Annotated in this window: 28 protein-coding genes; 17 read left to right on the top strand and 11 right to left on the bottom strand. The window is 29.7% G+C overall.

The window, feature by feature from the left end:
- Window positions 1-33 precede the first annotated feature (33 nt).
- Both fabG and fabD read right to left on the bottom strand, forming a co-directional pair.
- Complete coding sequence (gene fabG / locus AC5SL8_RS01615; protein WP_494580331.1) at window positions 34-771, bottom strand: 3-oxoacyl-[acyl-carrier-protein] reductase; 738 nt, start codon at window positions 769-771, stop codon at window positions 34-36.
- Window positions 764-1,696, bottom strand: a complete 933-nt coding sequence (gene fabD, locus AC5SL8_RS01610; RefSeq protein WP_494580329.1) for an ACP S-malonyltransferase — start codon at window positions 1,694-1,696, stop codon at window positions 764-766. Before fabD ends, fabG begins: the two co-directional genes overlap by 8 nt.
- 86 nt (window positions 1,697-1,782) lie before the next feature.
- On the opposite strand from fabD, the gene rpsF reads away from it, so the two are divergent.
- The 11 genes from rpsF (at window position 1,783) to AC5SL8_RS01555 (ending at window position 13,214) form a co-directional block, all read left to right on the top strand.
- Window positions 1,783-2,148, top strand: coding sequence for a 30S ribosomal protein S6 (gene rpsF, locus AC5SL8_RS01605; RefSeq protein ID WP_494580328.1), 366 nt, complete (start codon window positions 1,783-1,785; stop codon window positions 2,146-2,148).
- Between the two features lie 2 nt (window positions 2,149-2,150).
- Window positions 2,151-2,429, top strand: a complete 279-nt coding sequence (gene rpsR / locus AC5SL8_RS01600) for a 30S ribosomal protein S18 (RefSeq protein WP_415276086.1) — start codon at window positions 2,151-2,153, stop codon at window positions 2,427-2,429.
- Window positions 2,430-2,888, top strand: coding sequence for a 50S ribosomal protein L9 (rplI, locus tag AC5SL8_RS01595; protein WP_494580326.1), 459 nt, complete (start codon window positions 2,430-2,432; stop codon window positions 2,886-2,888). It begins immediately after the preceding gene.
- A gap of 67 nt (window positions 2,889-2,955) precedes the next feature.
- Complete coding sequence (locus tag AC5SL8_RS01590; protein ID WP_494580324.1) at window positions 2,956-4,374, top strand: replicative DNA helicase; 1,419 nt, start codon at window positions 2,956-2,958, stop codon at window positions 4,372-4,374.
- Between the two features lie 21 nt (window positions 4,375-4,395).
- Entirely contained in the window at window positions 4,396-6,780 is a 2,385-nt protein-coding gene (locus tag AC5SL8_RS01585) for an efflux RND transporter permease subunit (protein ID WP_494580322.1), read from the top strand.
- Window positions 6,781-6,787: 7 nt separating this feature from the next.
- On the top strand, window positions 6,788-7,333 hold the full coding sequence (locus AC5SL8_RS01580) for a CvpA family protein (protein ID WP_494580320.1): 546 nt from the start codon (window positions 6,788-6,790) through the stop codon (window positions 7,331-7,333).
- Window positions 7,287-8,768: an amidophosphoribosyltransferase gene (gene purF / locus AC5SL8_RS01575; protein ID WP_494580318.1), complete on the top strand. Its 1,482-nt coding sequence runs from the start codon at window positions 7,287-7,289 to the stop codon at window positions 8,766-8,768. The genes AC5SL8_RS01580 and purF overlap by 47 nt, the downstream gene beginning before the upstream one ends.
- A 17-nt stretch (window positions 8,769-8,785) precedes the next feature.
- Complete coding sequence (locus AC5SL8_RS01570; protein WP_494580316.1) at window positions 8,786-10,081, top strand: glutamate--cysteine ligase; 1,296 nt, start codon at window positions 8,786-8,788, stop codon at window positions 10,079-10,081.
- Window positions 10,071-11,000, top strand: a complete 930-nt coding sequence (gene gshB, locus AC5SL8_RS01565) for a glutathione synthase (protein WP_494580314.1) — start codon at window positions 10,071-10,073, stop codon at window positions 10,998-11,000. Before AC5SL8_RS01570 ends, gshB begins: the two co-directional genes overlap by 11 nt.
- The gene (locus tag AC5SL8_RS01560) at window positions 10,997-11,857 is read left to right on the top strand and encodes a DMT family transporter (RefSeq protein WP_494580313.1); all 861 of its coding nucleotides are present in this window, start codon (window positions 10,997-10,999) and stop codon (window positions 11,855-11,857) included. The genes gshB and AC5SL8_RS01560 overlap by 4 nt, the downstream gene beginning before the upstream one ends.
- Window positions 11,858-11,915: 58 nt before the next feature.
- Window positions 11,916-13,214 (top strand): MFS transporter, encoded by a 1,299-nt coding sequence (locus AC5SL8_RS01555; RefSeq protein ID WP_494572762.1) that lies wholly within the window; start codon window positions 11,916-11,918, stop codon window positions 13,212-13,214.
- A gap of 10 nt (window positions 13,215-13,224) precedes the next feature.
- Here AC5SL8_RS01555 and AC5SL8_RS01550 read toward each other — a convergent pair whose 3' ends face one another.
- Both AC5SL8_RS01550 and AC5SL8_RS01545 read right to left on the bottom strand, forming a co-directional pair.
- Window positions 13,225-14,409 (bottom strand): BaiN/RdsA family NAD(P)/FAD-dependent oxidoreductase, encoded by a 1,185-nt coding sequence (locus tag AC5SL8_RS01550; RefSeq protein ID WP_494580312.1) that lies wholly within the window; start codon window positions 14,407-14,409, stop codon window positions 13,225-13,227.
- A gap of 11 nt (window positions 14,410-14,420) precedes the next feature.
- A complete protein-coding gene (locus AC5SL8_RS01545; protein ID WP_494580310.1) occupies window positions 14,421-14,627 on the bottom strand; it encodes a SlyX family protein in 207 nt (68 codons plus the stop codon).
- Window positions 14,628-14,768: 141 nt separating this feature from the next.
- On the opposite strand from AC5SL8_RS01545, the gene AC5SL8_RS01540 reads away from it, so the two are divergent.
- The 3 genes from AC5SL8_RS01540 (at window position 14,769) to AC5SL8_RS01530 (ending at window position 16,309) form a co-directional block, all read left to right on the top strand.
- Window positions 14,769-15,254, top strand: coding sequence for a YajQ family cyclic di-GMP-binding protein (locus tag AC5SL8_RS01540; protein ID WP_494580308.1), 486 nt, complete (start codon window positions 14,769-14,771; stop codon window positions 15,252-15,254).
- Between the two features lie 438 nt (window positions 15,255-15,692).
- Entirely contained in the window at window positions 15,693-16,079 is a 387-nt protein-coding gene (locus tag AC5SL8_RS01535) for a hypothetical protein (RefSeq protein ID WP_494580307.1), read from the top strand.
- Between the two features lie 2 nt (window positions 16,080-16,081).
- Window positions 16,082-16,309, top strand: coding sequence for a hypothetical protein (locus AC5SL8_RS01530; protein ID WP_494572769.1), 228 nt, complete (start codon window positions 16,082-16,084; stop codon window positions 16,307-16,309).
- Here AC5SL8_RS01530 and AC5SL8_RS01525 read toward each other — a convergent pair.
- From AC5SL8_RS01525 to AC5SL8_RS01495, 7 genes are read right to left on the bottom strand one after another with little or no spacing between them, the layout of a single operon-like run.
- Window positions 16,306-17,082: an MOSC domain-containing protein gene (locus AC5SL8_RS01525; RefSeq protein WP_494580305.1), complete on the bottom strand. Its 777-nt coding sequence runs from the start codon at window positions 17,080-17,082 to the stop codon at window positions 16,306-16,308. The genes AC5SL8_RS01530 and AC5SL8_RS01525 overlap by 4 nt on opposite strands.
- Before the next feature lie 10 nt (window positions 17,083-17,092).
- Window positions 17,093-18,145, bottom strand: coding sequence for a threonine aldolase family protein (locus tag AC5SL8_RS01520; RefSeq protein ID WP_494580303.1), 1,053 nt, complete (start codon window positions 18,143-18,145; stop codon window positions 17,093-17,095).
- Window positions 18,146-18,147: 2 nt separating this feature from the next.
- On the bottom strand, window positions 18,148-19,260 hold the full coding sequence (locus AC5SL8_RS01515; RefSeq protein ID WP_494580301.1) for a serine/threonine protein kinase: 1,113 nt from the start codon (window positions 19,258-19,260) through the stop codon (window positions 18,148-18,150).
- A 3-nt stretch (window positions 19,261-19,263) separates the two neighbouring features.
- Window positions 19,264-20,481 (bottom strand): aminopeptidase P family protein, encoded by a 1,218-nt coding sequence (locus AC5SL8_RS01510; RefSeq protein WP_494580299.1) that lies wholly within the window; start codon window positions 20,479-20,481, stop codon window positions 19,264-19,266.
- A gap of 9 nt (window positions 20,482-20,490) precedes the next feature.
- Window positions 20,491-21,396, bottom strand: a complete 906-nt coding sequence (locus AC5SL8_RS01505) for a DMT family transporter (RefSeq protein ID WP_494580297.1) — start codon at window positions 21,394-21,396, stop codon at window positions 20,491-20,493.
- Between the two features lie 52 nt (window positions 21,397-21,448).
- Window positions 21,449-22,702, bottom strand: coding sequence for a molybdopterin molybdotransferase MoeA (locus AC5SL8_RS01500; protein ID WP_494580295.1), 1,254 nt, complete (start codon window positions 22,700-22,702; stop codon window positions 21,449-21,451).
- A complete protein-coding gene (locus AC5SL8_RS01495; protein WP_494580293.1) occupies window positions 22,695-23,303 on the bottom strand; it encodes a molybdenum cofactor guanylyltransferase in 609 nt (202 codons plus the stop codon). Before AC5SL8_RS01495 ends, AC5SL8_RS01500 begins: the two co-directional genes overlap by 8 nt.
- Window positions 23,304-23,345: 42 nt before the next feature.
- Between AC5SL8_RS01495 and AC5SL8_RS01490 the strand changes: the two genes are divergently transcribed.
- From AC5SL8_RS01490 to fdhD, 3 genes are read left to right on the top strand one after another with little or no spacing between them, the layout of a single operon-like run.
- Window positions 23,346-23,744: an iron-sulfur cluster assembly scaffold protein gene (locus tag AC5SL8_RS01490; protein ID WP_271517159.1), complete on the top strand. Its 399-nt coding sequence runs from the start codon at window positions 23,346-23,348 to the stop codon at window positions 23,742-23,744.
- Entirely contained in the window at window positions 23,744-24,220 is a 477-nt protein-coding gene (locus AC5SL8_RS01485) for an HPP family protein (protein ID WP_494580291.1), read from the top strand. The genes AC5SL8_RS01490 and AC5SL8_RS01485 overlap by 1 nt, the downstream gene beginning before the upstream one ends.
- 3 nt (window positions 24,221-24,223) lie before the next feature.
- Complete coding sequence (fdhD, locus tag AC5SL8_RS01480; protein ID WP_494580289.1) at window positions 24,224-25,063, top strand: formate dehydrogenase accessory sulfurtransferase FdhD; 840 nt, start codon at window positions 24,224-24,226, stop codon at window positions 25,061-25,063.
- The last annotated feature ends 3 nt before the right edge of the window (window positions 25,064-25,066 follow it).

Here is a 25,066-nt window from a genome sequence, read left to right as displayed (position 1 = left end):
TATATTTCGTTAATAGTTTAAAAAGGGATTTTGTCAACCCAAATACATGCCTCCATTTACATGTATAGTTTCTCCATTAATATAGTCAGATTGATCTGAACTTAAGAATATTACAGCATTAGCAATATCTTCGGGCTTACCTAGTTTATTTGATGGAATTTTAGCAATAATTGCTTCTTTATGTTTCTCATCTATCTGATCTGTCATGGCAGTGCTTATAAAGCCAGGAGAGATACAATTAATATTAATATTTTTTTTAGCATACTCAATTGCTAAGCTTTTAGACATTGCAACAATTCCTGCTTTAGATGCTGTGTAATTAGCCTGACCTACGTTTCCTGTGTGACCCACAACAGATGTTATGTTAACAATTTTTCCAGACTTATTCTTAAGCATTTTTTTAATAGAATATTTGCACATTAAAAAAGTAGAAGTTAAATTTATATCTATTACTTTTGTCCACTCTTCCAAGCTCATTCTTATTGTTAAATTATCTTTTGTAATTCCAGCATTATTTATAATACCATCAAGTGAACCACCTAATTTTTCAGTAGCTTCATTAATAAATTCTTCAATTTTTTCGTGTTGAGAAATATCAAACTTGAGAGTTTTAATGCCATTAAATTTTTTTGCTAGTTCTTCTAATTTTTCAATTCTTGTTCCTGTTGCTAAAACTTTTGCACCTTGTTCATGTAGTTTTTCAGCAATGGAATTTCCTATTCCACCTGAAGCACCTGTGACTATAAAATTTTTATCTTTTAAACTACTCATTTATATTTATTAACTTTATATCTTCTTCACTATTTATTGCACTAACTTTTACATTTTTATCAATTCTTTTTACTAAACCTGACAAAACTTTACCTGGGCCTATCTCTATAAATTGAGTAACTCCTTTTTCAATCATCAATAAAACGCTTTCTCGCCATCTAACTCTACTTTCAATTTGTTTTACCAATAAATCTTTTAATTCATTAGAATCTGATATTTCTTTACCAGTTACATTTGAAATCAGTTTATTTTCTGATTCTTTAAAATTCAATTTTGCTATTTCCTCATTCATTACCAAAGTTGCTTTGCTCATTAATTTACAATGAAATGGGGCACTAACCGGAAGTTTTATATTTTTTATATTTGCAGCTTTTAAATCACCCATTATTTTTTCTAAATCATCTATCTTACCACTTAGCACTATCTGCCCCATAGAATTGTCATTTGCTATGTAACACTCATACTTATCTTTGTTATCTGTAATAATTTTTTCTATTGTCTCAATTTCAGAGCCTAAAACTGCAACCATTCCGCCCACACCTTTTGGTACAGAGCTTTGCATAGCATTTCCTCTGATCTTTAATATTCTTAATGTGTCTGAAAATGATAATGATCCAGCAGAAGTTAAGGCTGAATACTCTCCTAATGAGTGTCCTGCAAAAAAACTTGCTTTATTTAAGTCTATTTTAAATTCTTCCTTAATAAGTTTAAATATAGAATAGCTAACAAGAAATATTGCTGGTTGAGTATTCTCTGTTAGATCCAAATCTTCCTTTGGACCTTCTAAAACAAGTTTTGATATGGAAAATCCAAGGGTGTCATCTGCTTCTTTAAATAAATCTTGAACTAGACTATGCTTATTATGTAAGTCTTTGCCCATTCCTACTAATTGAGAGCCTTGGCCTGGAAATATAACAGAAAACATTTAAATATCTAAAGTTTATTATGGTTTTAAGTGTTGTAATTCAATAATTATAATAGTATATCCTCACTTTTTATTAAAGAACAAATATGAATTTATACGAACACACTATAGTAGCAAGACAAGACACAAGCCCTACTCAAGTTAAGTCATTAACTGAGAAATACTCTAAAATAATTGAAAAAAATGAGGGTGAGATTGTACAAACTGAAGATTGGGGATTGCTAAACCTAGCATATGAGATCAAAAAAAATAAAAAAGGTATCTACATGCACTTTAAAATTAAAGGTGCTGGTAAAATTATAGAAGAATTAGAGAAGAATGAAGCAATTGATAAAAACCTTTTAAGATATATGACGGTTAAAGTTAAAAAATTTGACTTAGAAGCTAAATATTTCTCAAAAAAGGATGAATACGAAAAAAAAGAATACAAAAAAGATTTTAATAAGAACTAATTATGCCATCAAAAAAAAGAGCTGGAAATAAAAAAAAAGGAAGTCAAAGTAACTTTGCAAAATTAAGTATTTTTCAACCAAACAAATATAAATTTAAAAAATCTTGCCCACTATCGGTAAAAGGTGCTCCAGAGGTTGATTATAAGAACATAAGGTTATTAAAAAAATACATGTCTGAAAATGGCAAAATTTTACCATCAAGAATTACTAACGTTTCTCAAAAAAAACAGAGAGAGCTTTCACTGTCTATCAAGAGAGCTAGAAATTTAGCGTTAATTTAGATGAAAGTTATTCTTTTAGAAAATCTTAGAAGAATTGGATCTATTGGTGAAATCATAGATGTTAAAAGAGGTTTTGCTAGAAATTTTCTTATCTCAAATAAAAAAGCTTTATATGCTTCAAAAGAAAACATTGCTGAAGTTGAAAAAATTAAAACTGAGCTAGGTAAAAAAGATGCTGAGAAAAAGAAAGAAGCTCAAAAAATTTCAGAACAAATAAATGGTAAAGAGTATGAAATTAAAAAATTGAGTACAGAAAACAAAGAGCTTTATGGTTCAGTTAAACCAACTGAAATTTCTAAAATATTATTAGAGAATGATAAATTAGATATTAAACCATCAATGATACAACCCGTAACTGAAATTAAATCACTTGGTAAATTTAAAGTAAAAATTATTTTACACTCACAAGTGGATTCTGAAATTACAATTAATGTAGTTACAGCAGAAAATATTCAGTAATTATACAATTTTTTCCCCAGCATATATTTGTTATTTTTTAAAATCGTTTTTCAGATAAGATTTACTCATGGAAAATAATCTAAGCATAGTCAAAGATACCTTCAAAGAATTACCAAACAACATCGAAGCTGAGCAATCCGTTATTGGGTCTATTTTGGTGTCGAATGAAATATTTGATGAAATTAATACAGTAGTTTCAAGTATTAATTTTTATGATCCAATGCATCAGAAAATATTTTCTGCAATTGAAAGTCTTATTTACAAAGGGATGCTCGCAAACCCTATCACTTTAAAGAATTATTTTGAAAATGAAAAAGATGAAATTAATGTACCTGAATACTTAGTTAAAGTTACAAAATTTTCAACATCTTCAAGACAAGCGATTGAGTATTCAAGAATTATTTATGACATGTTCGTCAGACGTGAATTAATTAAAATTTCTGAAAATACAATTGATGCTGCAAAAATAAATGACCTTAATACTAATGGTCAAAACATAATTGAAAACTCAGAAAGATTATTATTTGATTTAGCTGAAAAAGGTTCGTTCAACTCATCTTTAATTAAATTTGATGAAGCAATGAAGCAAACCATTGAAATGGCCTCTGCTGCTTATAAAAATGATGAAGGAATTGTTGGAGTGCCAACAGGTCTTCGAGATTTAGATGATAGGTTAGGTGGATTACATAATTCTGATTTAATAATTATTGCTGGAAGACCTTCAATGGGTAAAACCGCACTTGCAACCAATATAGCATTCAATGCTGCACAAAAATTACAAGAAGCTGGAAAGAAATCATCAGTAGCATTTTTTTCTCTTGAGATGTCTTCAGAACAGTTATCAACTAGAATTCTAGCAGAGCAATCAAGAATTAAATCAAATGATATAAGACGTGGAAGAATATCAGATGAACAGTTTGATAAATTTATTGAAACATCAAAAAACATAGCTGAGTTACCTCTTTATATAGATGAAACTCCAGCAATTAGTATTGCTGCAATGAGTAATAGAGCAAGAAGAATTAAAAGATTATTTGGTCTAGATTTAATTGTAGTTGATTACATTCAATTAATGAGAGGATCTTCTGGAAATAGAGACGGTAGAGTTCAGGAAATTTCTGAAATCACTCAAGGACTTAAGGCAATGGCAAAAGAACTTAAACTTCCAGTTATTGCTCTATCACAACTTTCAAGAGCTGTTGAACAAAGAGATGATCACAAACCTCAATTATCAGATTTAAGAGAATCAGGATCAATTGAACAAGATGCGGATGTAGTAATGTTTGTCTATAGAGAAGCTTATTATCTGGAAAGAAAAGAGCCAAGACCAGCAACCGTTGAGCATGCAGAATGGCAGGCTAAAATGAATGAAGTATCAAATTTAGCTGAACTTATTATTGGAAAACAAAGACACGGGCCCACAGGTAATATCATGGTAGAATTTGAGGCAATGTTTACTAAATTTAAAGATACTCAAAGTAACTAATATCAAATATATTAGTCTTAAATGCTATCTCATTTATACCAAAACACTATATTAAAGAATCCAAAATCAATTTTTGTATTGCTTATAATAACGTTGCTAAGTTTTGGTTATTTTTCAAAAGATTTTAGATTAGATGCTTCATCTGAAACCCTTTTAATTGAAGGAGATCCTGATCTTAAATATCTACAAGAAATTACTGAACGATATGGCTCTAAAGAATTTTTAGTTCTAACCTACTCTCCTAATGAAGGAATGGTTACAGCGTCTTCAATTAATAATCTTTTAAGTCTTAAATATAAAATTCAAAGCCTAGACTGGGTACATAGTGTAGTAACCTTGCTAGATATTCCTTTATTAAATAATTCAGAAGCACCTCTACAAGAAAGATTGGAAAGTTTTACAACTCTAAAAGATGAGGGTGTTGATACTGAACGGGGATTTAAAGAAATACTAAACAGCCCTGTCTTTAGAAATTTTGTTATCAGTGAAGATGGTAATACTAGTGGTATAATTGTTTATATCAAAAAGAATGATTTAAAAGATTTAGAAAATAAAACTGATGAAGAAATAGAAATTTATAAAGACACTTTAAAGAAGAAAAATCACGAAAACATTACTGAAATAAGAGAGATTATCAAAAGCTATGAAGATATAGGTAAGATCTACCTAGGTGGTATCCCTATGATTGCTGATGATATGATGTCATTTATCAAAAGTGATATTATTGTATTTGGCCTAGGAGTTCTATTGTTTATCATCGCAACACTCTGGTTTGTTTTTAGAAAATTAATTTGGATCATTGTTCCAATTAGTAGCTGTTTCTTTTCTGTATTGATTATGACTGGATTGCTTGGTCTACTTGGTTGGAAAGTAACTGTTATATCATCAAACTTTATTGCACTGATGTTGATCTTAACTATGGCAATGAATATTCATATGAGCACTCGTTTTCTACAGCTAAAGAATGATTTTCCAAATTTAGATAATTTTAAAATTATCTCAATGACCACTGGCAAAATGTTTTGGCCAATTATCTATACCGTATTAACTACAATATGTGCTTTCCTTTCATTAATATTTAGTGGCATAAAACCTATTATAGATTTTGGATGGATGATGACCTTTGGTTTGATCACTTCATTTATTATAACCTTTACGTTGCTGCCAACACTTCTAAACTTCATGTCTAATAATAATATTAGCATTAAAGAAGATGAAGGTTCAAAGATTACTGCCTTTCTTGGAAAAATATCTATTAATAATAAAAGTATTATTTTTGTAATTACTGGTTTTATTTTAATTGCAAGTGTCCTTGGTATAAGCCGTCTTGAGGTTGAAAATAGTTTTATAAATTATTTTAATAAAGACACTGAAATTTATAAGGGCATGAAACTAATTGATGAAAAATTAGGTGGCACCACACCTTTGGAGGTAATCTTAAAATTTCCTAAACGAATAGAAGAAAAATCAAGTGAGGATGATGAATTTGAAAGTTGGGATGATGAAGAGAGTCAAGATGATGAAAAATATTGGTTTACTAAAGATAAAATCGATAAAATTCAGTCTGTTCATAATTATTTAGATAGTTTACCGGCAATCGGTAAGGTTTTATCTTTTAGTTCCATTATCGAAGTTGCAACCCAGCTTAATAATAATAAGCCATTAGGAACTTTAGAGATGGGTGTTTTATATTCTAAGATCCCAGAAGGTATTAAAAAAGAAATTATAGATCCATATATTTCAATTAAAGATAATGAAGCAAGAATAAGCTTAAGAATTATCGACTCTCAAGAAGGATTAAGACGAAATGATTTAATAAATAAAATTAATTATGATTTAGAAAATGAATTAAAATTAAGTAAAGAGGAATTTAAACTAGGTGGTGTGTTAATTTTATTTAACAATTTATTACAAAGCTTATTTAAATCTCAAATACTAACTCTGGGATTGGTAATGACTGGAATTTTTATAATGTTTTTAATCTTGTTTAAAAATGTTAAATTATCTTTAATTGGAGTTGTGCCAAACTTTATTGCAGCTTTTTTTATCTTAGGAATTATAGGGCTACTTGGAATACCTCTTGATATGATGACTATCACTATCGCAGCCATTACCATTGGTATTGCTGTCGATAATAGCATTCATTATATCTACAGATTTAAGGAAGAGTTTACTAAAACTAACGATTACAATAAAACACTTAAAACTTGTCACTCAACTGTTGGCGTTGCAATACTCAATACTTCAATTACAATAGTATTTGGTTTTTCAATTTTAGTTTTCTCTAAATTTATACCCACAATTTATTTTGGTGTATTTACTGGCATAGCCATGTTGCTAGCAATGATTTCTGTTTTAACCCTACTTCCTTCTCTTCTACTAATTAGTAAACCTTTCGGAAAATAAAACAGTTATGTTGGATGTTTTAAAAGATTTTTATGAAACAATCTCTTTAATTGATCTCATCTATTTAATTTTAACAATAATGTCTGTCATCAAATGTTACAGTAAGGGTTTTGTTTTAAGTTTGTTGTCAGCTTCAAAATGGTTATTGGCTTATGTGGTCACTTTAATCTTATTTCCAAGAATTAAACCCTATTTTAAAAACATAATTGATAGTGAGTATGTGCTTGATGTAACCCTTGGAGTTGTTATTTTTGTTTTGGTTATATTCATTATCTTAATTGCCAATAGAACAATCAGTAAAACTATTAAGTTTGTTGGACTAGGAAGACTCGATTCTATTTTTGGTTTATTTTTTGGTTTTATTAGAAGCTATATAATCTGTGTTTGCTTATTCACAGCCATAGATATTGTTTATAATTATAACAAATGGCCAATTAACATTGATAAATCATACACCTTTCCATACATTGAAAAAGGTAGTAATTATCTAGTAAAAGAATTTCCAAATGAAAAAAGTTACCAAAATTCTAAAGAAAAAATTGAAGATATATAATCCAAAATTAAAAGAAGAGTGTGGAGTTTTTGGCGTCAGCAATAGTGAAGATTCTGCTGCACTTACTGCCTTAGGCTTACATGCTCTACAGCATAGAGGTCAAGAAGGTTGTGGAATTGTCACTTTTGATGGCAAAAAATATCATTCTGAAAAAAGATTTGGTTTGGTGGGTGATAATTTCAATAAAGAAAAAGTATTAAATAGTCTACCGGGTAACTATGCTATTGGTCATAATCGATACAGTACAACTGGTGAAAATACTTTAAGAAATATTCAGCCTTTCTTTGCTGACACTAATGCAGGAGGCATAGGTGTTGCGCATAATGGGAATTTAACCAACTCCATTACCCTAAGAAATAAATTGGTTGAAGATGGTGCAATTTTTCATACGACATCTGATACTGAAACTATTGTTCAACTCATTGCAAAATCAAAGCGTAATAAAACTATTGATAAAATTATTGACGCAATTTTTCAAATTCAAGGTGGTTATGCTTTAGTTATGCTTACCCAAAATACTTTAATCGGTGTTAGGGATCCTCATGGAATAAGACCATTGGTGATTGGTAAAATTAAGAATAGTTTTGTATTTGCATCTGAAACTTGTGCGCTAGATATTATTGGCGCAAAATATATTAGAGATGTTGAAAATGGTGAAGTGGTTTATGTTGAAGAAAACGAATTAAAAAGTATTAAACCTTTTCCTCCTAGAAAAGTTCGCCCTTGTGTTTTTGAATATATTTATTTTGCAAGGCCAGATAGTTTACTAAATGGTAAATCAGCTTATGAGTATAGAAAAAAGTTTGGTATTGAACTTGCAAAAGAAAATAAAATTGAAGCAGATATAGTGGTGCCTGTTCCAGATTCTGGAAATTCAGCAGCTCTTGGGTTTGCTCAACATTTAGGGATAAATTTTGAATTAGGCTTAATTAGAAATCATTATGTTGGTAGAACTTTTATTGAACCTAGTCAAAAAATTAGAAGTCTTGGGGTTAAATTAAAATTAAATGCTAATCAATCTACGATTAAAGACAAAAGAATTATTTTAATAGATGACTCGTTAGTAAGAGGAACGACCTCTCACAAAATTGTTAAGATGTTATATGATGCGGGAGCTAAAGAAGTTCATGTAAAAATTGCTTGCCCAGAAATTAAATATCCTGATTTTTATGGAGTCGATACTCCAACTAAAAAAGAATTATTAGCGGCTAATAAAACTAATGATGAAATTTGTGAATTCATTGGTGCTAAATCTTTAGACTTTTTATCAATTGAAGGTTTGTATAGAGCGATGGGATTTGAAAAAAGAGACGAAATTTATCCACAACTTACAGATCATTATTTTACAGGTGAATATCCTGTTAAACCAATCGATATTTTGGGTGATGATAAAATTACACAACTATCTCTTTTAAGCACAGCATCAAATAATTAAATTTCTATATATAAAATATGATCACTCATAAAGAAAATATCATTAATTATTTCAAGTCCGGTATTAAAGAGGTTAGGAGCTTTAAAATCGGAATTGAACATGAAAAATTTTTATTTGATCAAAAAACAAATAAACGTATCGACTACCCCACTATACTTAAAATGTTTTCAGCTTTAACTGAATTTGGTTGGCAGCCTATTATGGAAAAGCAAAATATTATTGGCCTTCAAAAACAAGGAAAAAGTATTACTCTTGAGCCTGGAAATCAAATTGAGCTATCAGGTGATAAACTTAATAACATTCATGAGGCTTGTGCAGAATCTCATGACTATTTATTTGAATTACAACAGGTTACTAAAAAATTTGATTTAAAAATTGTAAGCTCAGGTTTTGATCCAATATCAACGCGAGCAGAGGTGCCAAACAATCCAAAACAAAGATATATAGTAATGACTAATGATATGCCAAATGGTGGGCCCTTAAGTTTAGATATGATGTATAGAACTTGTGGTACTCAGTTAAATCTAGATTACGATTCAGAAAAAGATTTTATTAAAAAATTTAAGGTTATAAATTCAATAGTTCCTATATCTATTGCCCTTTTTGCAAACTCATCCATTGTTGAAAAAAAAAATAGTGGTTACATGTCTTATAGATCAAAAGTTTGGCAAGAGACCTCTAGAGGTGGATTGCCTAAAGTTTTTTTTGATAACATGAACTTTGAAAAATATGCTGACTTTGCAATAAATTTTCCTCTTTTATTTATTCAAGACAATAAAGAGTACTTATCTGGAAACAATTATTCCTTTCAAGATTTTATGGATGGCAAAATTAAAGAGATCAATAACAGAGTTCCTACTGAAGATGATCTAACAACACACTTGAGTACAATCTTTACTGAAAATAGATTAAAAAAATATATTGAATTAAGATCAATGGACACTTGTGGGTGGGACTGCTTATGTTCAGGTCCAGCTTTTAACACTGGAATTTTGTATGGTAATTTAGATGAAGCATATGATTTAATTTCTAAGTGGGATAAAAACAAAATTATTAATGCCTACCTTGAGGCTCCAAAAAAAGGTTTTAATACAGAATTAATGGGTAAAGATTTACTTTACTGGTCTTCAATTTTACTTAGGATTTCTAAAAAAGGTCTTAAAACAAGAGATGTTTTAAGTAAATCTGGAGAAAGTGAAGTGAAATTTTTAAATCACCTAGATAAATTAATTGATAATAAGACAACAAACGCAGATCATATGATAAATAAATTTTCTAAAAATGAAAATTTAAATGACTTATATGACAAGTAATATAGTTGGTATTCAAGCTAACCATCCCTCAAAATTAAATCCAAAAAGTGATACAAGTGTATTTTTAGCGGTAGAGGCTCAAAGATTAAATTATAAGATATTCCATTATGACCCTAAGGATCTATCTATTATCAATGATAAGGTTTTAGCTAAGGGTTTTTTTATAGAATTTAATTATACAAATAAAAATTTTTTTAAGATTAAAAGTAAACAAACTTTAGATCTTTCAAAGTGTAAATATATCTTAATACGTCAAGACCCTCCTTTTAACTTAGAATACATCACTACAACCTACATCTTAGATAAAATAAAAAATAAAGTTAAGGTTATTAATAATCCAACGTCAGTTAGAAATGTTTCTGAAAAATTATATTCAGCAAAATTTCAAAAATTTATGCCAGCAACTATTTTTACTAGAGACCTTCAGGAAGTTTATAAATTTTTTAAAAAATATAAAGAAATGATTATTAAACCCATACATAGTTTTAGTGGAAATGATATTCATCTTATCAAGGGTGAGCTTAATAAAAAATTGGTTGAAAATTTTATAAAAAAACACGGGCATATTATGTGTCAAAAATTTTTATCTAAAATTAAGTTTGGTGACAAAAGAGTTTTTATTATCAATGGTAAAATTTCTGGTGCCATTTCTAGAGTTCCTAAAAAAGGCTCATTCTTAAGCAATATGAGCAAAGGTGCAGTTCCTATTTCAATTAAACTAACACAGATTGAAAAGAAAATTTCAACTATAATTGCAAAAGACCTTAAGAAAAATAATGTCTATTTTTCTGGTATTGATTTTATCGATCAAAAATTAAATGGAGATATTAATGTAACTTCTCCGACAGGTTTAAAAACTTATTATGACCTGACCAATATAAATCTTGCTAAAGTTTTTTGGAAAGGATTAAAAGCTTGAAAAATTTAACCGATCAACAAAAAGGTTCATTACTTGCGTTTGTTGCAGTAATGTTTATCACCCCCGATAGCTTATTTATTCGGCTTTCTAATGTTGATACTTGGGGCTTAGTATTTTATCGAGGATTAATTCCTTTTGTTACTGTTTTTTTAGGAATGTTAATAATCTATAGAATTAACTTTTTTAAAATGCTTTTTGCTAGTGGTTATTATGGTTTACTTTACATAGCGACATTCTCCGTTACCAATATTACCTTTGTGGTCTCTATACAAAATACTAATGTTGCTAATACTTTAGTCATGATTGCAATGGCACCCATGTTATCTGCGGTCTTAGGAGGTATTTTTTTAAAAGAAATGCCTGATCGTAAAACTTGGATTGCAATTTTTGTAACCTTTATGGCTGCAATTTATATATTTTACGACTCTATTCAGTTGGGTAATATTTTTGGCGATATTTTAGGTCTTATAACTGCTCTAGGATTGGCAGTTGGCGCAGTTACTATTAGAGCTGCAAAAGATAAAAATTTAATACCTGCGGCAGTAGTTGGTAAGTTAATTGTGGCTTTATTTGCTCTAATGTTTATCGAAACCTTTGCTCTAGATGGCAATGATCAAATTATAGTACCTTTAATGTGTATTTTATGTGTGGCAATCCCTTTTGTGCTGGTTACGATTGCTCCAAGATTTATACCTGCGGCTGAGGTTAATTTATTTTTCTTACTTGAGACCATTATAGGCCCTATTTGGGTATGGCTGATTATTAAAGAGCAACCAAGCCTTGAGACGATCCAAGGTGGAGTTGTGATCATAACAGCCATAGCTATTCACTCATTTATCAAGCTAAAAAACTCATAATAAAATCACATTTAAGACTTGATTTAAAAGTACATGGGAAATATGTACGGTCAAATTTATGAATAAAGTATTAAAGAATTCTTGGGCACTTTTTACGGGCATGGGTTTTCTAATGATGGCCTATGGGTTTCAAGGCTCTCTGCTAGGCGTTAGAGCGGTTGCAGAAGAATTTAGTTTAATGGCAACTGGCTTTATGATGTCAGGCTATTTTGTTGGATATTTCATTGGTGCAAAAATTATACCCAATATTGTAGCAAGCGTAGGACACATTAGAGTATTTGCAGCATTTGCATCTATTGCATCACTTATTGTTTTAATGCATTCAATTTTTGTTAATCCCTATATCTGGTTTATTTTAAGAGTACTCACTGGAATAAGCATGGTCTCAATTTATACTGTAACTGAAAGTTGGTTAAACGATAGAGCGACTAATAAAAATAGAGGTAGTATTCTCTCTATCTATATGGTTATTTTATATGGTGCCATGGGAATTGGTATGTTTCTTTTAAATTTTAGTGATCCAATTAAATTTGAGCCATTTATTTTAATTTCTGTACTTACATCAGCTGCACTGGTACCAATTTTACTAACTAAAAAGAAGCCCCCCACCTTTAAAAAAGTTAAAGGAATGAGTTTAAAAGATGTTTATGCTGCATCTCCCTTTGGAATGGTTAGTTCATTTTTTTATGGAACCATTCAATCAGCTTTATTTACATTACTTGCAGTGTACGCAGCATCAATGAATTTTACAATTTTTCAAATTTCTGTTGTAACTTTTTTATTAGCTATTTCTGGTGCCGTATCTCAATGGCCCATAGGTAAAATTTCTGACATGTTTGATAGAAGAAAAGTAATCATCTATTCAACTTTTGGAGCAGCTTTTTTTGCGCTTTGTGCAATTCTAGCTTCAAGACAAATGTATTTACCTGGAGAATTAGCGACTAATAAAACTTGGTTTTATTTATCCTTAATTTTATTTTCATTCTGTAGTTTGCCAATGTTTTCTTTAATTCTCGCTCACACCAATGACTTTATCCCTAAAGAACAATTTGTTGCAGCGGGTGCTAGTTTACAATTTACGTTTGGTATGGGCGCTATGAGTGGTCCGTTTTTATGTTCAATTTTTATGAATATTGTTGGATTAAATGGATTTTTTGTTTTTATAATATTTTTTCATATACTTATTGGTTTATTTGGCTTGTATAGAAACACAATAAGAAAAGTTATTGAGAATCCTGACTCTCAGTTCGTTGCAATGCCATCAACTATTACACCAGTTGGAATAGAATTAAGTCCTAGTACAGAAGATATAGATGAACCTAAAAAAACTGAAGATACACAAGTTACTAATTTCTAAATAAGATTATTTAGGCGTATTGCCCAGCAACAAATCCAGATGACCAAGCCCATTGAAAATTATAACCTCCTAAATGACCAGTAACATCAACCACTTCTCCTATAAAGAATAAGCCCGGATGTTTCTTAACCATCATTGTCTTTGAAGATAATTCATTAGTATTTACACCTCCCAAGGTAACTTCTGCTGTTCTGTATCCTTCTGAACCAGTGGGATTAATTGCCCATGAATTTATAGCATCACTTAATTGTTTAATTTTTTTTGAAGATAATTCACAAATATTACCACTAACTTCATTCTCTTTACATATTATTTGTGCAAGACGTTTTGGTAAAATTTCAGAAATGATTAAATTTATATCTTTTTTTGGTTCCAATTTTTTCTTGCTCTCCAATGATTGAAATAGATTTAATTTTGGGGCTAAATTTATATTAATATTATCTCCTAATTTCCAATATGAAGAGATTTGCAATACAGAGGGTCCACTTAAACCTCTGTGAGTAAATAACATGCCCTCTTCAAAAAATGTCTTTTTAAACGATACCACAGCTTCAACTGATAAGCCTGCAAGCTCTTTACATTTAGCAAGAATTTTTTCACTAAACGTTAAAGGAACTAGCGCTGGTAATGTCTCAACAATATCTAGATCAAATTTCTTAGCCACTTTATAACCAAAGTTACTAGCACCAATCTTGGGGATAGATAAACCGCCCGTTGCTAGGATCAAGGAATTTGCAATATATTGATTGGAGTTTGTGGTTATAAAGTACCCTTCATCTTTTTTTCCAACATCGTCAACAATTACTTCTTTTTTAAGTACTACATTCGCTTTTTCACATTCTAACAACAGCATATCAATAATTTGCTGTGCACTTTCATCGCAAAACAATTGTCCTAATTTCTTTTCATGAAATTTTATATTGTATTTTTTAATTAAATTGATGAAATCATTTTGTGTATATTGATTTAATGCCGATATGACAAACTTTGGATTTTGAGAAATAAATTTATTAGGCTTTGTATGAATGTTGGTAAAATTACATCGCCCTCCTCCTGATATTCTAATTTTTTCTCCTATTTTTTTTGAGTGATCCACTAAAAGAACTTTTCGACCTCTTTTGCCAGCCTCTATAGCGCTCATCATGCCAGCAGCGCCTGCACCAACTATAATTACGTCATAGGCTTCTGTATTCATTATTTTTTCAATTAGTAATGAGGAGGTTTTTTATTATCAGTGATAATATTTGCGTCTGATCCGTCATTAAGCTCATTAATTCTTTTATTTAAATTTAAGATTTCCTGTTTTAAAGTTTTAATTTCTTTTTGCTGGGAGTATAGCTCCTCACTCACTTGTGATATTTCGTGTTGGAGAAAGCTAATTTGTTCTTCTAATTTTTTAACTAAATTTTCCATATAATGTTAATTTATGTGACTTTTGAGATAAAACAAGAATTGGATCTTTTTTGATTGATATAATTTGTCTTTCATTAAAATAGAGCTAATTGAGATTGCCCAAATTAAAAAATACATTATTGTATAAGCAATTAAAAAGTTATGCCTTCATTTGATGTAATCAGTAAAATTAATCACCAGGAATTTGACAATGCTTTAGCAAATTGCTTGAGGGAAATTGGTAATCGGTTTGATTTTAAAGGACTTAATATCTCAATTGAGCGAAAGGACCAAGTAATCACAACTTTAGCTCCAGACGAATTGAAGTTAAAACAAGTTAACGAATTGCTGCAAGTTCATCTAATTAGAAGAAAAGTAGATCCAAGAGTAATTGTTGTAAAAAATTCAGAAAATGCAGCAGGTTCATCTATTAGACAGGTTAGTGAACTTAAAGAGGGTATTAACCAAGAAAATGCTAAGAAAATTATAGCTGATATAAAAAAACTAAAGCTTAAAATTCAAATCAAAATTCAAGGGGAAGAACTACGAGTTGAAGGAAAAAAAAGAGATGACCTTCAAGAAGCTATGTCGGCCATTAGAGGAATTGATATTGGTCTTCCTGTAGAATTTGTAAACTTTAGAGACTAAAAATCATAAAATAGCAATCATAGGTTGAACTCATTTTAGACAGTATTTAAAAAAATTAATATAAATCTAGTTGAATATTAATAATTTCTTTGATCAAATAATTTTTTAAAATATGCCTTTAAAAAATAAAAAAAAAAGAAAATTAAATCTTCAAAAAATAAGTCTAGCTTAATAAAGCTAGCTTCTATTACCACCAATACTTTAAGTAATGCATATTCAAAATATAAACAAAACTTAGAAAAGAAAAAAATCAAAGAAATTAAGCTAAAAAAACTTCAAGAAAAAAATGAGATTTTAAAAGAACAAAAAGAATTAAAAATTTTAAAAGAAAAACTTGAAAAGGAAAATAATAAATTAAATTTAAAAGATAAAGAATTAAAGATTAAAGAAGAGTCTATTAAAATAGAAAATAAAAGACTAATTAAAAAAGATGAAGATTTGGGTCAAATTGACAAAGATCTCAGAGTAAAAGAAAAAGAGCTTAAGCTTAAAGAAGAAGAGCAAAATAGAAAAGAATTAGATTTAAAAGTTAGAGAAGAAGAACAAAAAAACAAAGAATTAAAGGAAAGAAGAAAAAAAGAAAAATTTTTAAAAGAATTAAGAGAGCAAGAGGAATTAAAGAAAAAAATTGAAAATATTAAATTGAAAGAATGGGAAGAAAAGTTTGACCAAGAACAAAAATTAAAATTACAAGAAGAATTAATAAAAGAACAGAAGTTTAAAGAAAGAGAATTTGCAAAAAAAGAGATAGATAACAATCAAGACTCAGAGGTAACTACTTCAGCTTTAGAAAATTTTAAAATTGAAAAAACCTCTCAAAACTAAACTTGAATAAAGAAAACGCAAGCAAACTGTGGAAAATGATACAGGAAGCTGGCGATTATTTACTAGGACAACTTCCCAGTCATCCAAATCATCCTAAAGGCAGAAACCCTTACGCACATGTTGCCTTGTGTGTAAAAAATAAATTTCAAGCAAGTTATAAAGATATTCCAGACACTAAGTACGATGAAGTTGTAGATTATATTAATTTTTTAAAAGACAATCCAAGTTAAGATAAAAAAACTTCATTTCTTTCAAAAATTTCTCCATCCTCCAAGGGCAGCAAATAAACCCCCATATCTATATGATTATAATTTCTTCTGAGTGTTAAAGGTAGATTGATATCTTGTTCATCTGAATTAATTCTCAAATTCGTTGCTGAACATCTCGGGATATGTCTTAAGACTTTAAATTGAGTACCATTAATTGTAATAGTTTTTCCAAGCCATTGTCTTTCTTTCCAAGCTTTTAAACCTTTGATATAAATATTTCCTCTAAAACGCTCAAACTCAATTTTTTGATTAATCTTTAACTCAAAATCTTTAATGCTATTTAAATTTATCAGTGAGATGGTGTTCGACACACTTTCACCACTTGTAGTATCATAAAAGGGATAAGCCTCATTTTTAAGCAAATAACTTGGCTGGGGTAAATCTTTTTCAAGCTCAATAATTTTATTAGCAAGCTCTTGTCTTTGCTCCTCACTATCAATTGATGAGCAGATAATCTCTTTTGTATCCTCTGATAAATAAATACAATTATCTTTGAGTTCAAAATTATATTTATTAAGTGCAGGTGTATTTTTTAAAGTCATAAAATTAATTAGTTCTCTTTGTGTTGGATCTTGCTCTATTTGTTTTGCCTTTGTCAGGTCCACTCCTCTAGAAAATGCTAAAATTCTATCGTGTAAAATTCCAATTTGCTTTTTAATAGTTGCTTTTTTAATATTTTGAAAAGACAGTGATTTAATTGGGGAAAAATATAGAGATGAAATAGTTAAACTCATTCTCTAAGGTTTATTTAGATTGATTTATACTTTCAAGAAAACTCTCAACATCTGAATTTTGAGTATTCCATGCAGCAACTAAACGAACTGCTTGGCCATCTAGCTCATCTTCATTCATTTTATACCCAAGTGAATTTAAGTGTTTAATCATTTCTCTTGGAAATTTTGCAAATACTTCATTGGCTTGTGTTGGGTAAGCAAGTTTTATACTATTGTGTTTCACTAAACCATCACTTAGCTTTTTACCCATTTCATTTGCTTGTTTAGCATTTTTTAACCATACATCATTTGAAATGTATGCATCTAATTGGGCAGAGACAAAACGCATTTTAGATAATAGGTGCCCCGCTCGCTTCATTAAAAAAGAAATATTACCCACTAACTCTGGTTTAAAAAAAATAATTGCTTCTGCTGCGATACAACCATTTTTTGTAGCACCGAAAGATAGAACATCTATTCCTGACTTCCATGTCATTTCTGCGGGTGTACAATTAAGAGCAACTAACGCATTAGCAAATCTTGCACCGTCCATATGCATATTTAATTTATGTTTGTGTGCTACATCAGTTATTTTTTTAATTTCATCTAATTCATAAACCTCACCTGTTTCACATACTTGTGTAACACTTACTGATGAGGGTTGCGTATGATGAACAATACCTGTTCCACTAATATTTTTTTCTAATTCTTCAGGAGTAATTTTACCATTAATGCCAGTTAAAGTGATTAATTTAGCACCACCCGTATAAAACTCAGGAGCACCACATTCATCAGTATTAATATGAGCTAGTTTATGACAATAAATATTACCAAATACAGGTGTCATAGTTGATAATGCAAGAGCATTAGCGGCAGTGCCTGATGCTGTTGGATAAACAATTACTTCTTTTTCAAATATTTCAGAAAATTTTTCCTGTAAAACTTTAGAGTAATCATCATTGCCATAGGGTGCACTATCTCCTTCGTTAGCTTTCATTAAAGCATCTAAAACTTCAGGACAAGCTCCTGCGACATTGTCAGAGGCGAATTTAACTCGCTCTCTTTTTGTTTTAATTGTTGCCATAATTATTGTTTTGGAAAATAATCTTTAAGTTCACCTTCACGGTAAACATCTGCTGTACAACAATGGAGACCTCCACCAAATGCATATGCCTCTCTTAAATCAACAGGGATTACTTCCATTCCTAATTTATCTAATTGTTCTGCTTGATATACTTCACTTTTTTCAACACACACTGTTTTAGGATCAAGCACCAATACATTCATTGATAACCAAGTAGAAGAATAACATAATGGAGGTGGTTCATTGTGTGCCGGCTGAGCACTATCAATTATTTTCCATCCATTATTTTCAAATAATTTTCTTTGTTCTTTTGGCAATCTTCTTTGAGGATTATTAATGATTAATCCTTCTTTAATAGGAGTAAAGGTTGCATCAATATGAATTGGATAAGGATCACCTGGAAAATTTACAGCGTGTACTCTGTGATTTTTGAAATGCCTTTTAAGCCAATCTATGCCTTTAAGATTAGTAGTAAATCCATGCTGTACTACTAAATCTTTACCAAATCTTAAAACATCTGCTGCATCAAATAATGGCTCTTCTTCAGTTGTTACAAAAAACTTGTCTTCAGTCCATTCTAATCTTTTTTGAATACCAATTTTATCTGATAAATAATCTTTTCTGTAATCTGCATCCGTTAACCTTGGTTTAGGCGCAGACTCGTGTCTCATATTTGGATCATCATTATAATATTTTTGTAATAATGGTCGGTAACATAGGTATTCAAACCATCTGCATCGATAACTCATTGTCGCCTCTAAAATTTCACTGCCTATAGTTAACAAAACATCTCGTGGAGGCATACAGCCAAACATTGTTTCTGCTTGCCAATCTGGTGTTGAAATTTTTTGATTAAAATCTATTGGGTCTGGTCTATCGACTTTAATTCCTCTTTTTTCAAGCATGCTCGAAAAATCATCTAATAATTGATTGGCTTTATCGACTGTATCTTTAGTTCTTGGTCCAAACTGACCTCGCATATCACTGTCTTCTGGAACCTTTGCATCTAATGCAGGTTCTGGTGCTGGAATACAAGTGCCATCAGCCTTACCAACAATTACATGTTTTAAAGGATCCCATTCGTTCCAACTGCTAACTATAGTCTTATCACTCATAATTTAGGATTTAATAATATTATGTTCTGGTCCAAAAGGAAACTTAGTAATATTTTCAGCACTATCTTTTCCTATAACTAAAATATCGTGTTCTCTGTATCCTCCTGCACCAGGATTACCTTCTGGTATCATGATCATTGGTTCCATTGAAACCACCATATTTTCCTCTAATATCGTATCAATATCTTCTCTAAGTTCTAGTCCTGCCTCTCTTCCATAGAAATGAGATAAAACTCCAAAAGAATGTCCGTAGCCAAATGTTCGGTATTGTAGATAACCTAATTCTGCAAATAATTCATTTAATTCATGACAGATGTCAGAACATTTAACTCCTGGTTTGATTAACTCTAAACCTCTTTTGTGTACTTTTATATTAGCTTCCCAGGCTTTCAATGATGCATCGTCTATTTCATTTACAAATAAAGTTCTCTCAAGTGCTGTGTAATAACCTGAAATCATTGGGAAAGTATTTAAAGATAAAATATCACCTGATTTTAATTTTCGATTAGTTTTTGGATTGTGTGCTCCGTCAGTATTTAAGCCAGACTGAAACCAAACCCAAGTATCCATGTATTCAGCATCTGGATATGTTTTGGCAATTTCTCGCTCCATTCTATCTCGGCCTGCAATTGCTATTTCAAGTTCACTTTCTCCAACTTTAATATGTTTAACAATTTCTTCTCCTCCAAGATCAGCAATTCTTGCTCCATTTTTAATCACTTCAATTTCTTCTTTGGATTTAATCAATCTAAGCTTCATTAAGTCTTGTGAAACATCACTAAAAGTTGAAAAAGTAAAAATAGAGTTAAGTTTTTCTTTAATATCAATAGTTATATGATCATTTTCTATACCAATACTTTTTGGCGGTTCGTCTCTACCAATTATAGAAACTATTGCTTTTAGAAAATTATCTCTTTTCCAGTCAGTATAAATTACATTATCACAGTGAGACCTTCTCCAAGGTTGACTAGCATCAATATTAGCAGAAATAGTTGAGATTTTATTTGCTGTTACAATGCAGCCATAAGGTCTACCAAATGAACAATAAATAAATCCAGTGTAATAAGCAATATTATGCATTGAGGTTAAAATAATCATATCAAGATTATTTTTACTCATTACTTCTCTTAATCCATTAACTCTATTTTGATACTCCTTGTCAGTGAATGGTAGTTTTGCTTTATCACCATTGTATAATGTAAAAAAATCTGGTCTTTCCATCTAAAGTTTCTAATTTAAAGCTATAAATCTTCGGTTGGATTTAATTGTTAAACTATAATAGATGATAGACATAAAAAGAAAGAAGCCACCTATTATAGTATTGGTTGATGGTATCTCATTAATACCTAAAATTGGTATCCAAACCCAAAAAATTCCACCTATAACTTCAGTTAACGATAGCAAGGTAAGTTCTGCTGCTGGAATAGCTTTAGAGCCTATTGAATATAAAATTAATCCCATACAAACTAATGTTCCATGCAAAGAAAACAAAGCACCATTATAGCTTGAAGATAAAAATTGCATATCATTACTTAGGATTACAATTGTTGCAACGGCAAAACAGAAAAAACCTGAAAAAGCTACAGTTGTAAATTTTGGTGTTTCTTTTTTCCATCTAAGGCTTACTGAGAAAACTGAAAAGCCTATAGAAGAAGTCATACCAAAAATAAGCCCCAGTAAAGAACTTGGTTCAGTGTTTCCAAATGCAATAATTATAATGCCGATAGTTGCAATTATAATTGCTATCCAAACATTTAAAGAAATTTTCTCTTTTAAGAATAAAAAACCCAATAAAGCTGTAAAAAATGGCATTGCCGCTAAACAAAGTAAAGTTACTGCAGCACTTGTATTCGTGATTGAATAAATAAAGGTAATCATTGCAATACCAAGTCCTGTGCCACCTACAACTCCTGAAATACCAATTTTGAAATAATTTTTATAAAAATCTTTGCCCTCTTCAAAAAAAAGATAAAGATTTAAGACTAAAAAAATAGTTAATCCTCTTGTAAAGATATACTGCCATGGAACTAGATTGGGTTGATCCATGTATCTGACAACTAAAGGTCCAAAAGACCAAATAAGCCCAGCCAATAAGACAACTGGTATGGCTATCTTTTCATTTTTTAATTCATCCATGTTCAGATTATTTAATAGGTATTAATTAGGACTACAACAAAATAGCTTTCAACTAACTTATATTTTGATTAGGGGTGTTAATAAAAAAACAATCAATAATATCGCCTTTTTTAAATCTAGATTTACCTGCTGGCATTAAAGACCAGCTATTTGACTTAACAAATGATTTTATTCTAAAAGATTCTTGGCCCTGAAGTACCTCAACTTCAATTTTTCCATTTTTGGTTGTACTTAATTTACTTTTTACAAATCTGGTAAAATTCTTCTTCTTGTCAAAGTTATTTTTCAAAATTGCCTTTAATGGTTTTTCTGCATCGAGCTTTAAGATATATTCAATAAAGGGATAAACAAAAAATCTAAAACAAGCTGCAGATGAAATTGGATTTCCAGGTAACCCAAAAATTACTTTTTCTTTACCTTTAATTTTTGCAAACAATACTGGTTTACCTGGTCTAATGGCAACATTTTTAAAGTAGTTAGATAGTTTAAATGAATTTATAACACTTGGTATAAAATCAAATTTGCCTGCTGACACCGCTCCTGAAGTAATCATAATATCTGTATCTGATTTCAACATTTGATTTATTTTAGATTTAAAAATTTTTTGATGATTATCTCTTAAAATTCCACCATTTTTAAAATTAAATAGAAAGTTGTTATTTAAATTATTTAAATAAGGACCATTAGAATTTCTCACTTGCCAAAAAGGAACATTGTCTTTATTTGATATTTCATTTCCAGTTGAAAAAAATGCAATATTAATTTTCTTTTTTACAGTAATATTTTTAATACCTAGTGTCTTAAATGCTAGTAAATGATTAGGTTTAATGATGTTATTTTTCTTTAACACTAATTCTTTTTTTTTATAATCTGATCCTTGGAATCTAACATGGTTATATTTTTTTATTTTTTGATTAACTAAAATATATTTTCTATTACTATTGCTTGGGTAAAAAATAATTTGTTCAATTGGAATGATTGTATCAAAACCTTTTGGGATAATTCCACCTGTCATAATTTCTACTGCTTCGTATTTATGAATCTTTTTCTTAAAAGGTTTGTTTCCTGCTGCAATAGAGCCAATAATTTTGAATTTTTGCTTAATACCTTTTTTTATATTATTTGTGTCTTTTGCATTAATTGCAAAACCATCAAATGCTGCATTGTTGCCTGCTGGATAATGAATGGGAGAATAAATATTTTCTGATAATATTCTATTTAATGAGTTTATACTTTTTATCTTTTCATCTTTTATTTTGATGACTCCTCTTTTTAAAATGTTTCTTGAGTTTTGATAACTAATCATTGCCTATCTTTGCTTTAGCTTTTTCTAAATCTTCTTTAGTATTAATATTAAAAAAAGGATCATCTTTTTCAAAGTCCATATTAATTACTTTAACACCAACGCTATTTGCCCAAACCTCTACTTTACGTTCTCCTTTATTTAAATCTTCCTCTAACTTATTCATCAATTCTAAAGACCATAACCCAAATATATTATGCCTGGTATTATTAGATTTGATAAAAAATAATTTACTTTCTCCGGGGTGAATTTCATTAAAAAAGTCTTTTAATATCTTATTTTTAAAGAATGGAGAATCTGTTGGGAAAGTTGAAACCCACTGATAATCTTTATTATTATCTTTAATCCACTTCATTGCAGTAAAAACTCCTCCTAATGGTCCTAAATCTTTTTTAAAATCTTCAATAACCGAAATCTTATTAGATTTTTGAAAATCTATTGATTTGTTTGCAACAATTAGAATTTCTTTAAATTCTTCAATGATTTCAGATAGGATATAATCAATTAATAACTTATCAGCCAATTTTACTTGGGATTTATCCATGCCCAACCTTACCGATTTCCCTCCCGCTAGAACTGTGCCTAAAATCTTGCTATGATCCATTTACAAAATATAAAACATTAAAGTTTTAATTAAAGAAATATAATGGACCTTAGAATTTTAGAAATTGCTGCACATACTGAAAATAATAAAGCAGTTAGTAATTACACTCATAAATCTAAAAATAAGAACCCCTTATGTGGAGATGAAATGGAAATCAGTTTAATTGTCAAAAATGATATTGTGATAGATATGGGTTATCAATGTAAATCTTGTGTTTACTGCCAAGCATCCGTTAGCTTGCTCTCTAGACTAATTAAGAACAAGAAAATCGATGACATAAAATCTTTTATCTCATTAAGTGGCAATTTATTTGAGGGTACTAAAGCTTTATTAAGCAAAGAATGGAGAGATTTTAAAGAAATCCTAGATAAAAAAAATTTAGCAAGAAAAGAATGTTTGCTGTTACCCCTAAAAACAGTTTTAAAGGCTTTAAATTCTTAATGATAAAAATTACCAAACCTCTTTTACAAAAAGCAATAATTGCTGGTTTCTTTTCTACACTAACAATTGGGGTCTTAACGTTACTCACTTATAAAAGTACATTGGGATATTTTCTAGCTGGATCATTTGGCTCCTCAATGGTTTTATTATTTGGTTTTCCAGAAAGTCCTTTTGCTCAACCCAAAAATGTTTTTTTTGGTCATCTGTTAACTGCGGCTGTTGGGGTATTTTTTGTAAACTTTATTTCGTTACCTATTTATATCAATATTTCACTAGCAGTTGGTTTTGGAGTTTTTTTAATGATATTACTAAATGTTGTCCATCCTCCAGCAGGTGGTAATCCTATTATGGTTATAATTGGCAGCGCTTCTTATGAATATTTAATTAATCCAATAATCTTAGGCTGTATTATAATTTTATTATTAGCAATTATTATTAATAAATTTATTCTAAAAAAAAATTATCCTTTAAAATAATTTATGAGCTCTAAATATAAAGTTTTGAAATATAATCTTAACAAATTTGAAAATATTGATGATTTAGTTTCAGTAGAAGAACCTTTAGAAATTTCTATAAAATATAAAGATAAGAATAATTGGATTACTAAAATTTTATCAATCACTATGCGAACACCTGGAAATGATGAAGATCTAGTTCGAGGTTTTTTATTTAATGAACAAATAATTACCAATATTAAAGATGTTGATTCAATTGAGAGTTATGGTGAAAAAGTTGGGCAATATAATATTCAAAATAAAATTTTAGCAACTGTGAATAACTCAAAAAACATTGATATCACAAAAATAAAAAGAGATTTTATAACAAATTCATCATGTGGGGTTTGTGGAAAATCTTCTTTAGATGCATTAGAAATTATTAAGTCAAATAAAACAGATCTAAATTTGCCAAAGATAAATAAAGAGATAATTATTCAATCGCCCTCAATATTAAGAAAAAATCAGTCAGAATTTAGTAAAACTGGTGGAATACATGCGAGTGGATTATTTAATGCTAGTGGAGAATTAATCGACCTTAAGGAAGATGTGGGTCGTCATAATGCCTTGGACAAACTTATTGGCAGCACCCTTCTCGCTGGCCAAATAAGTCCCTTAGATCAATTCATCACTTGCTCTGGGAGACTTAATTTTGAGCTAGTTCAGAAAGTTTTAATGAATGATATTGGTATAATGATTGGGGTGGGTGCGCCAACAAGTCTTGCAATCGATTTAGCTAATAAATTTAACATAACTCTGATTGGTTTTGTAAAAAGTGATAGTTTTAATATTTACACCAATACCAAAAAAGTTATTGTGGGCTAACTT

It is taken from the genome of Candidatus Pelagibacter sp. PS_41 (assembly GCF_059417725.1).
The sequence above is the reverse complement of the archived record's forward strand: the minus strand, read 5'-3'. Positions and strand labels throughout refer to the sequence as shown.

Excerpts from the sequence above, each read along its gene's own strand:
- fabG (WP_494580331.1), bottom strand. The coding sequence starts at position 771 with ATGAGTAGTTTAAAAGATAAAAATTTTATAGTCACAGGTGCTTCAGGT.
- fabD (WP_494580329.1), bottom strand. The coding sequence starts at position 1,696 with ATGTTTTCTGTTATATTTCCAGGCCAAGGCTCTCAATTAGTAGGAATG.
- rpsF (WP_494580328.1), top strand. The coding sequence starts at position 1,783 with ATGAATTTATACGAACACACTATAGTAGCAAGACAAGACACAAGCCCT.
- rpsR (WP_415276086.1), top strand. The coding sequence starts at position 2,151 with ATGCCATCAAAAAAAAGAGCTGGAAATAAAAAAAAAGGAAGTCAAAGT.
- rplI (WP_494580326.1), top strand. The coding sequence starts at position 2,430 with ATGAAAGTTATTCTTTTAGAAAATCTTAGAAGAATTGGATCTATTGGT.
- AC5SL8_RS01590 (WP_494580324.1), top strand. The coding sequence starts at position 2,956 with ATGGAAAATAATCTAAGCATAGTCAAAGATACCTTCAAAGAATTACCA.
- AC5SL8_RS01585 (WP_494580322.1), top strand. The coding sequence starts at position 4,396 with ATGCTATCTCATTTATACCAAAACACTATATTAAAGAATCCAAAATCA.
- AC5SL8_RS01580 (WP_494580320.1), top strand. The coding sequence starts at position 6,788 with ATGTTGGATGTTTTAAAAGATTTTTATGAAACAATCTCTTTAATTGAT.
- purF (WP_494580318.1), top strand. The coding sequence starts at position 7,287 with ATGAAAAAAGTTACCAAAATTCTAAAGAAAAAATTGAAGATATATAAT.
- AC5SL8_RS01570 (WP_494580316.1), top strand. The coding sequence starts at position 8,786 with ATGATCACTCATAAAGAAAATATCATTAATTATTTCAAGTCCGGTATT.
- gshB (WP_494580314.1), top strand. The coding sequence starts at position 10,071 with ATGACAAGTAATATAGTTGGTATTCAAGCTAACCATCCCTCAAAATTA.
- AC5SL8_RS01555 (WP_494572762.1), top strand. The coding sequence starts at position 11,916 with ATGAATAAAGTATTAAAGAATTCTTGGGCACTTTTTACGGGCATGGGT.
- AC5SL8_RS01550 (WP_494580312.1), bottom strand. The coding sequence starts at position 14,409 with ATGAATACAGAAGCCTATGACGTAATTATAGTTGGTGCAGGCGCTGCT.
- AC5SL8_RS01545 (WP_494580310.1), bottom strand. The coding sequence starts at position 14,627 with ATGGAAAATTTAGTTAAAAAATTAGAAGAACAAATTAGCTTTCTCCAA.
- AC5SL8_RS01540 (WP_494580308.1), top strand. The coding sequence starts at position 14,769 with ATGCCTTCATTTGATGTAATCAGTAAAATTAATCACCAGGAATTTGAC.
- AC5SL8_RS01525 (WP_494580305.1), bottom strand. The coding sequence starts at position 17,082 with ATGAGTTTAACTATTTCATCTCTATATTTTTCCCCAATTAAATCACTG.
- AC5SL8_RS01520 (WP_494580303.1), bottom strand. The coding sequence starts at position 18,145 with ATGGCAACAATTAAAACAAAAAGAGAGCGAGTTAAATTCGCCTCTGAC.
- AC5SL8_RS01515 (WP_494580301.1), bottom strand. The coding sequence starts at position 19,260 with ATGAGTGATAAGACTATAGTTAGCAGTTGGAACGAATGGGATCCTTTA.
- AC5SL8_RS01510 (WP_494580299.1), bottom strand. The coding sequence starts at position 20,481 with ATGGAAAGACCAGATTTTTTTACATTATACAATGGTGATAAAGCAAAA.
- AC5SL8_RS01505 (WP_494580297.1), bottom strand. The coding sequence starts at position 21,396 with ATGGATGAATTAAAAAATGAAAAGATAGCCATACCAGTTGTCTTATTG.
- AC5SL8_RS01500 (WP_494580295.1), bottom strand. The coding sequence starts at position 22,702 with ATGATTAGTTATCAAAACTCAAGAAACATTTTAAAAAGAGGAGTCATC.
- AC5SL8_RS01495 (WP_494580293.1), bottom strand. The coding sequence starts at position 23,303 with ATGGATCATAGCAAGATTTTAGGCACAGTTCTAGCGGGAGGGAAATCG.
- AC5SL8_RS01490 (WP_271517159.1), top strand. The coding sequence starts at position 23,346 with ATGGACCTTAGAATTTTAGAAATTGCTGCACATACTGAAAATAATAAA.
- AC5SL8_RS01485 (WP_494580291.1), top strand. The coding sequence starts at position 23,744 with ATGATAAAAATTACCAAACCTCTTTTACAAAAAGCAATAATTGCTGGT.
- fdhD (WP_494580289.1), top strand. The coding sequence starts at position 24,224 with ATGAGCTCTAAATATAAAGTTTTGAAATATAATCTTAACAAATTTGAA.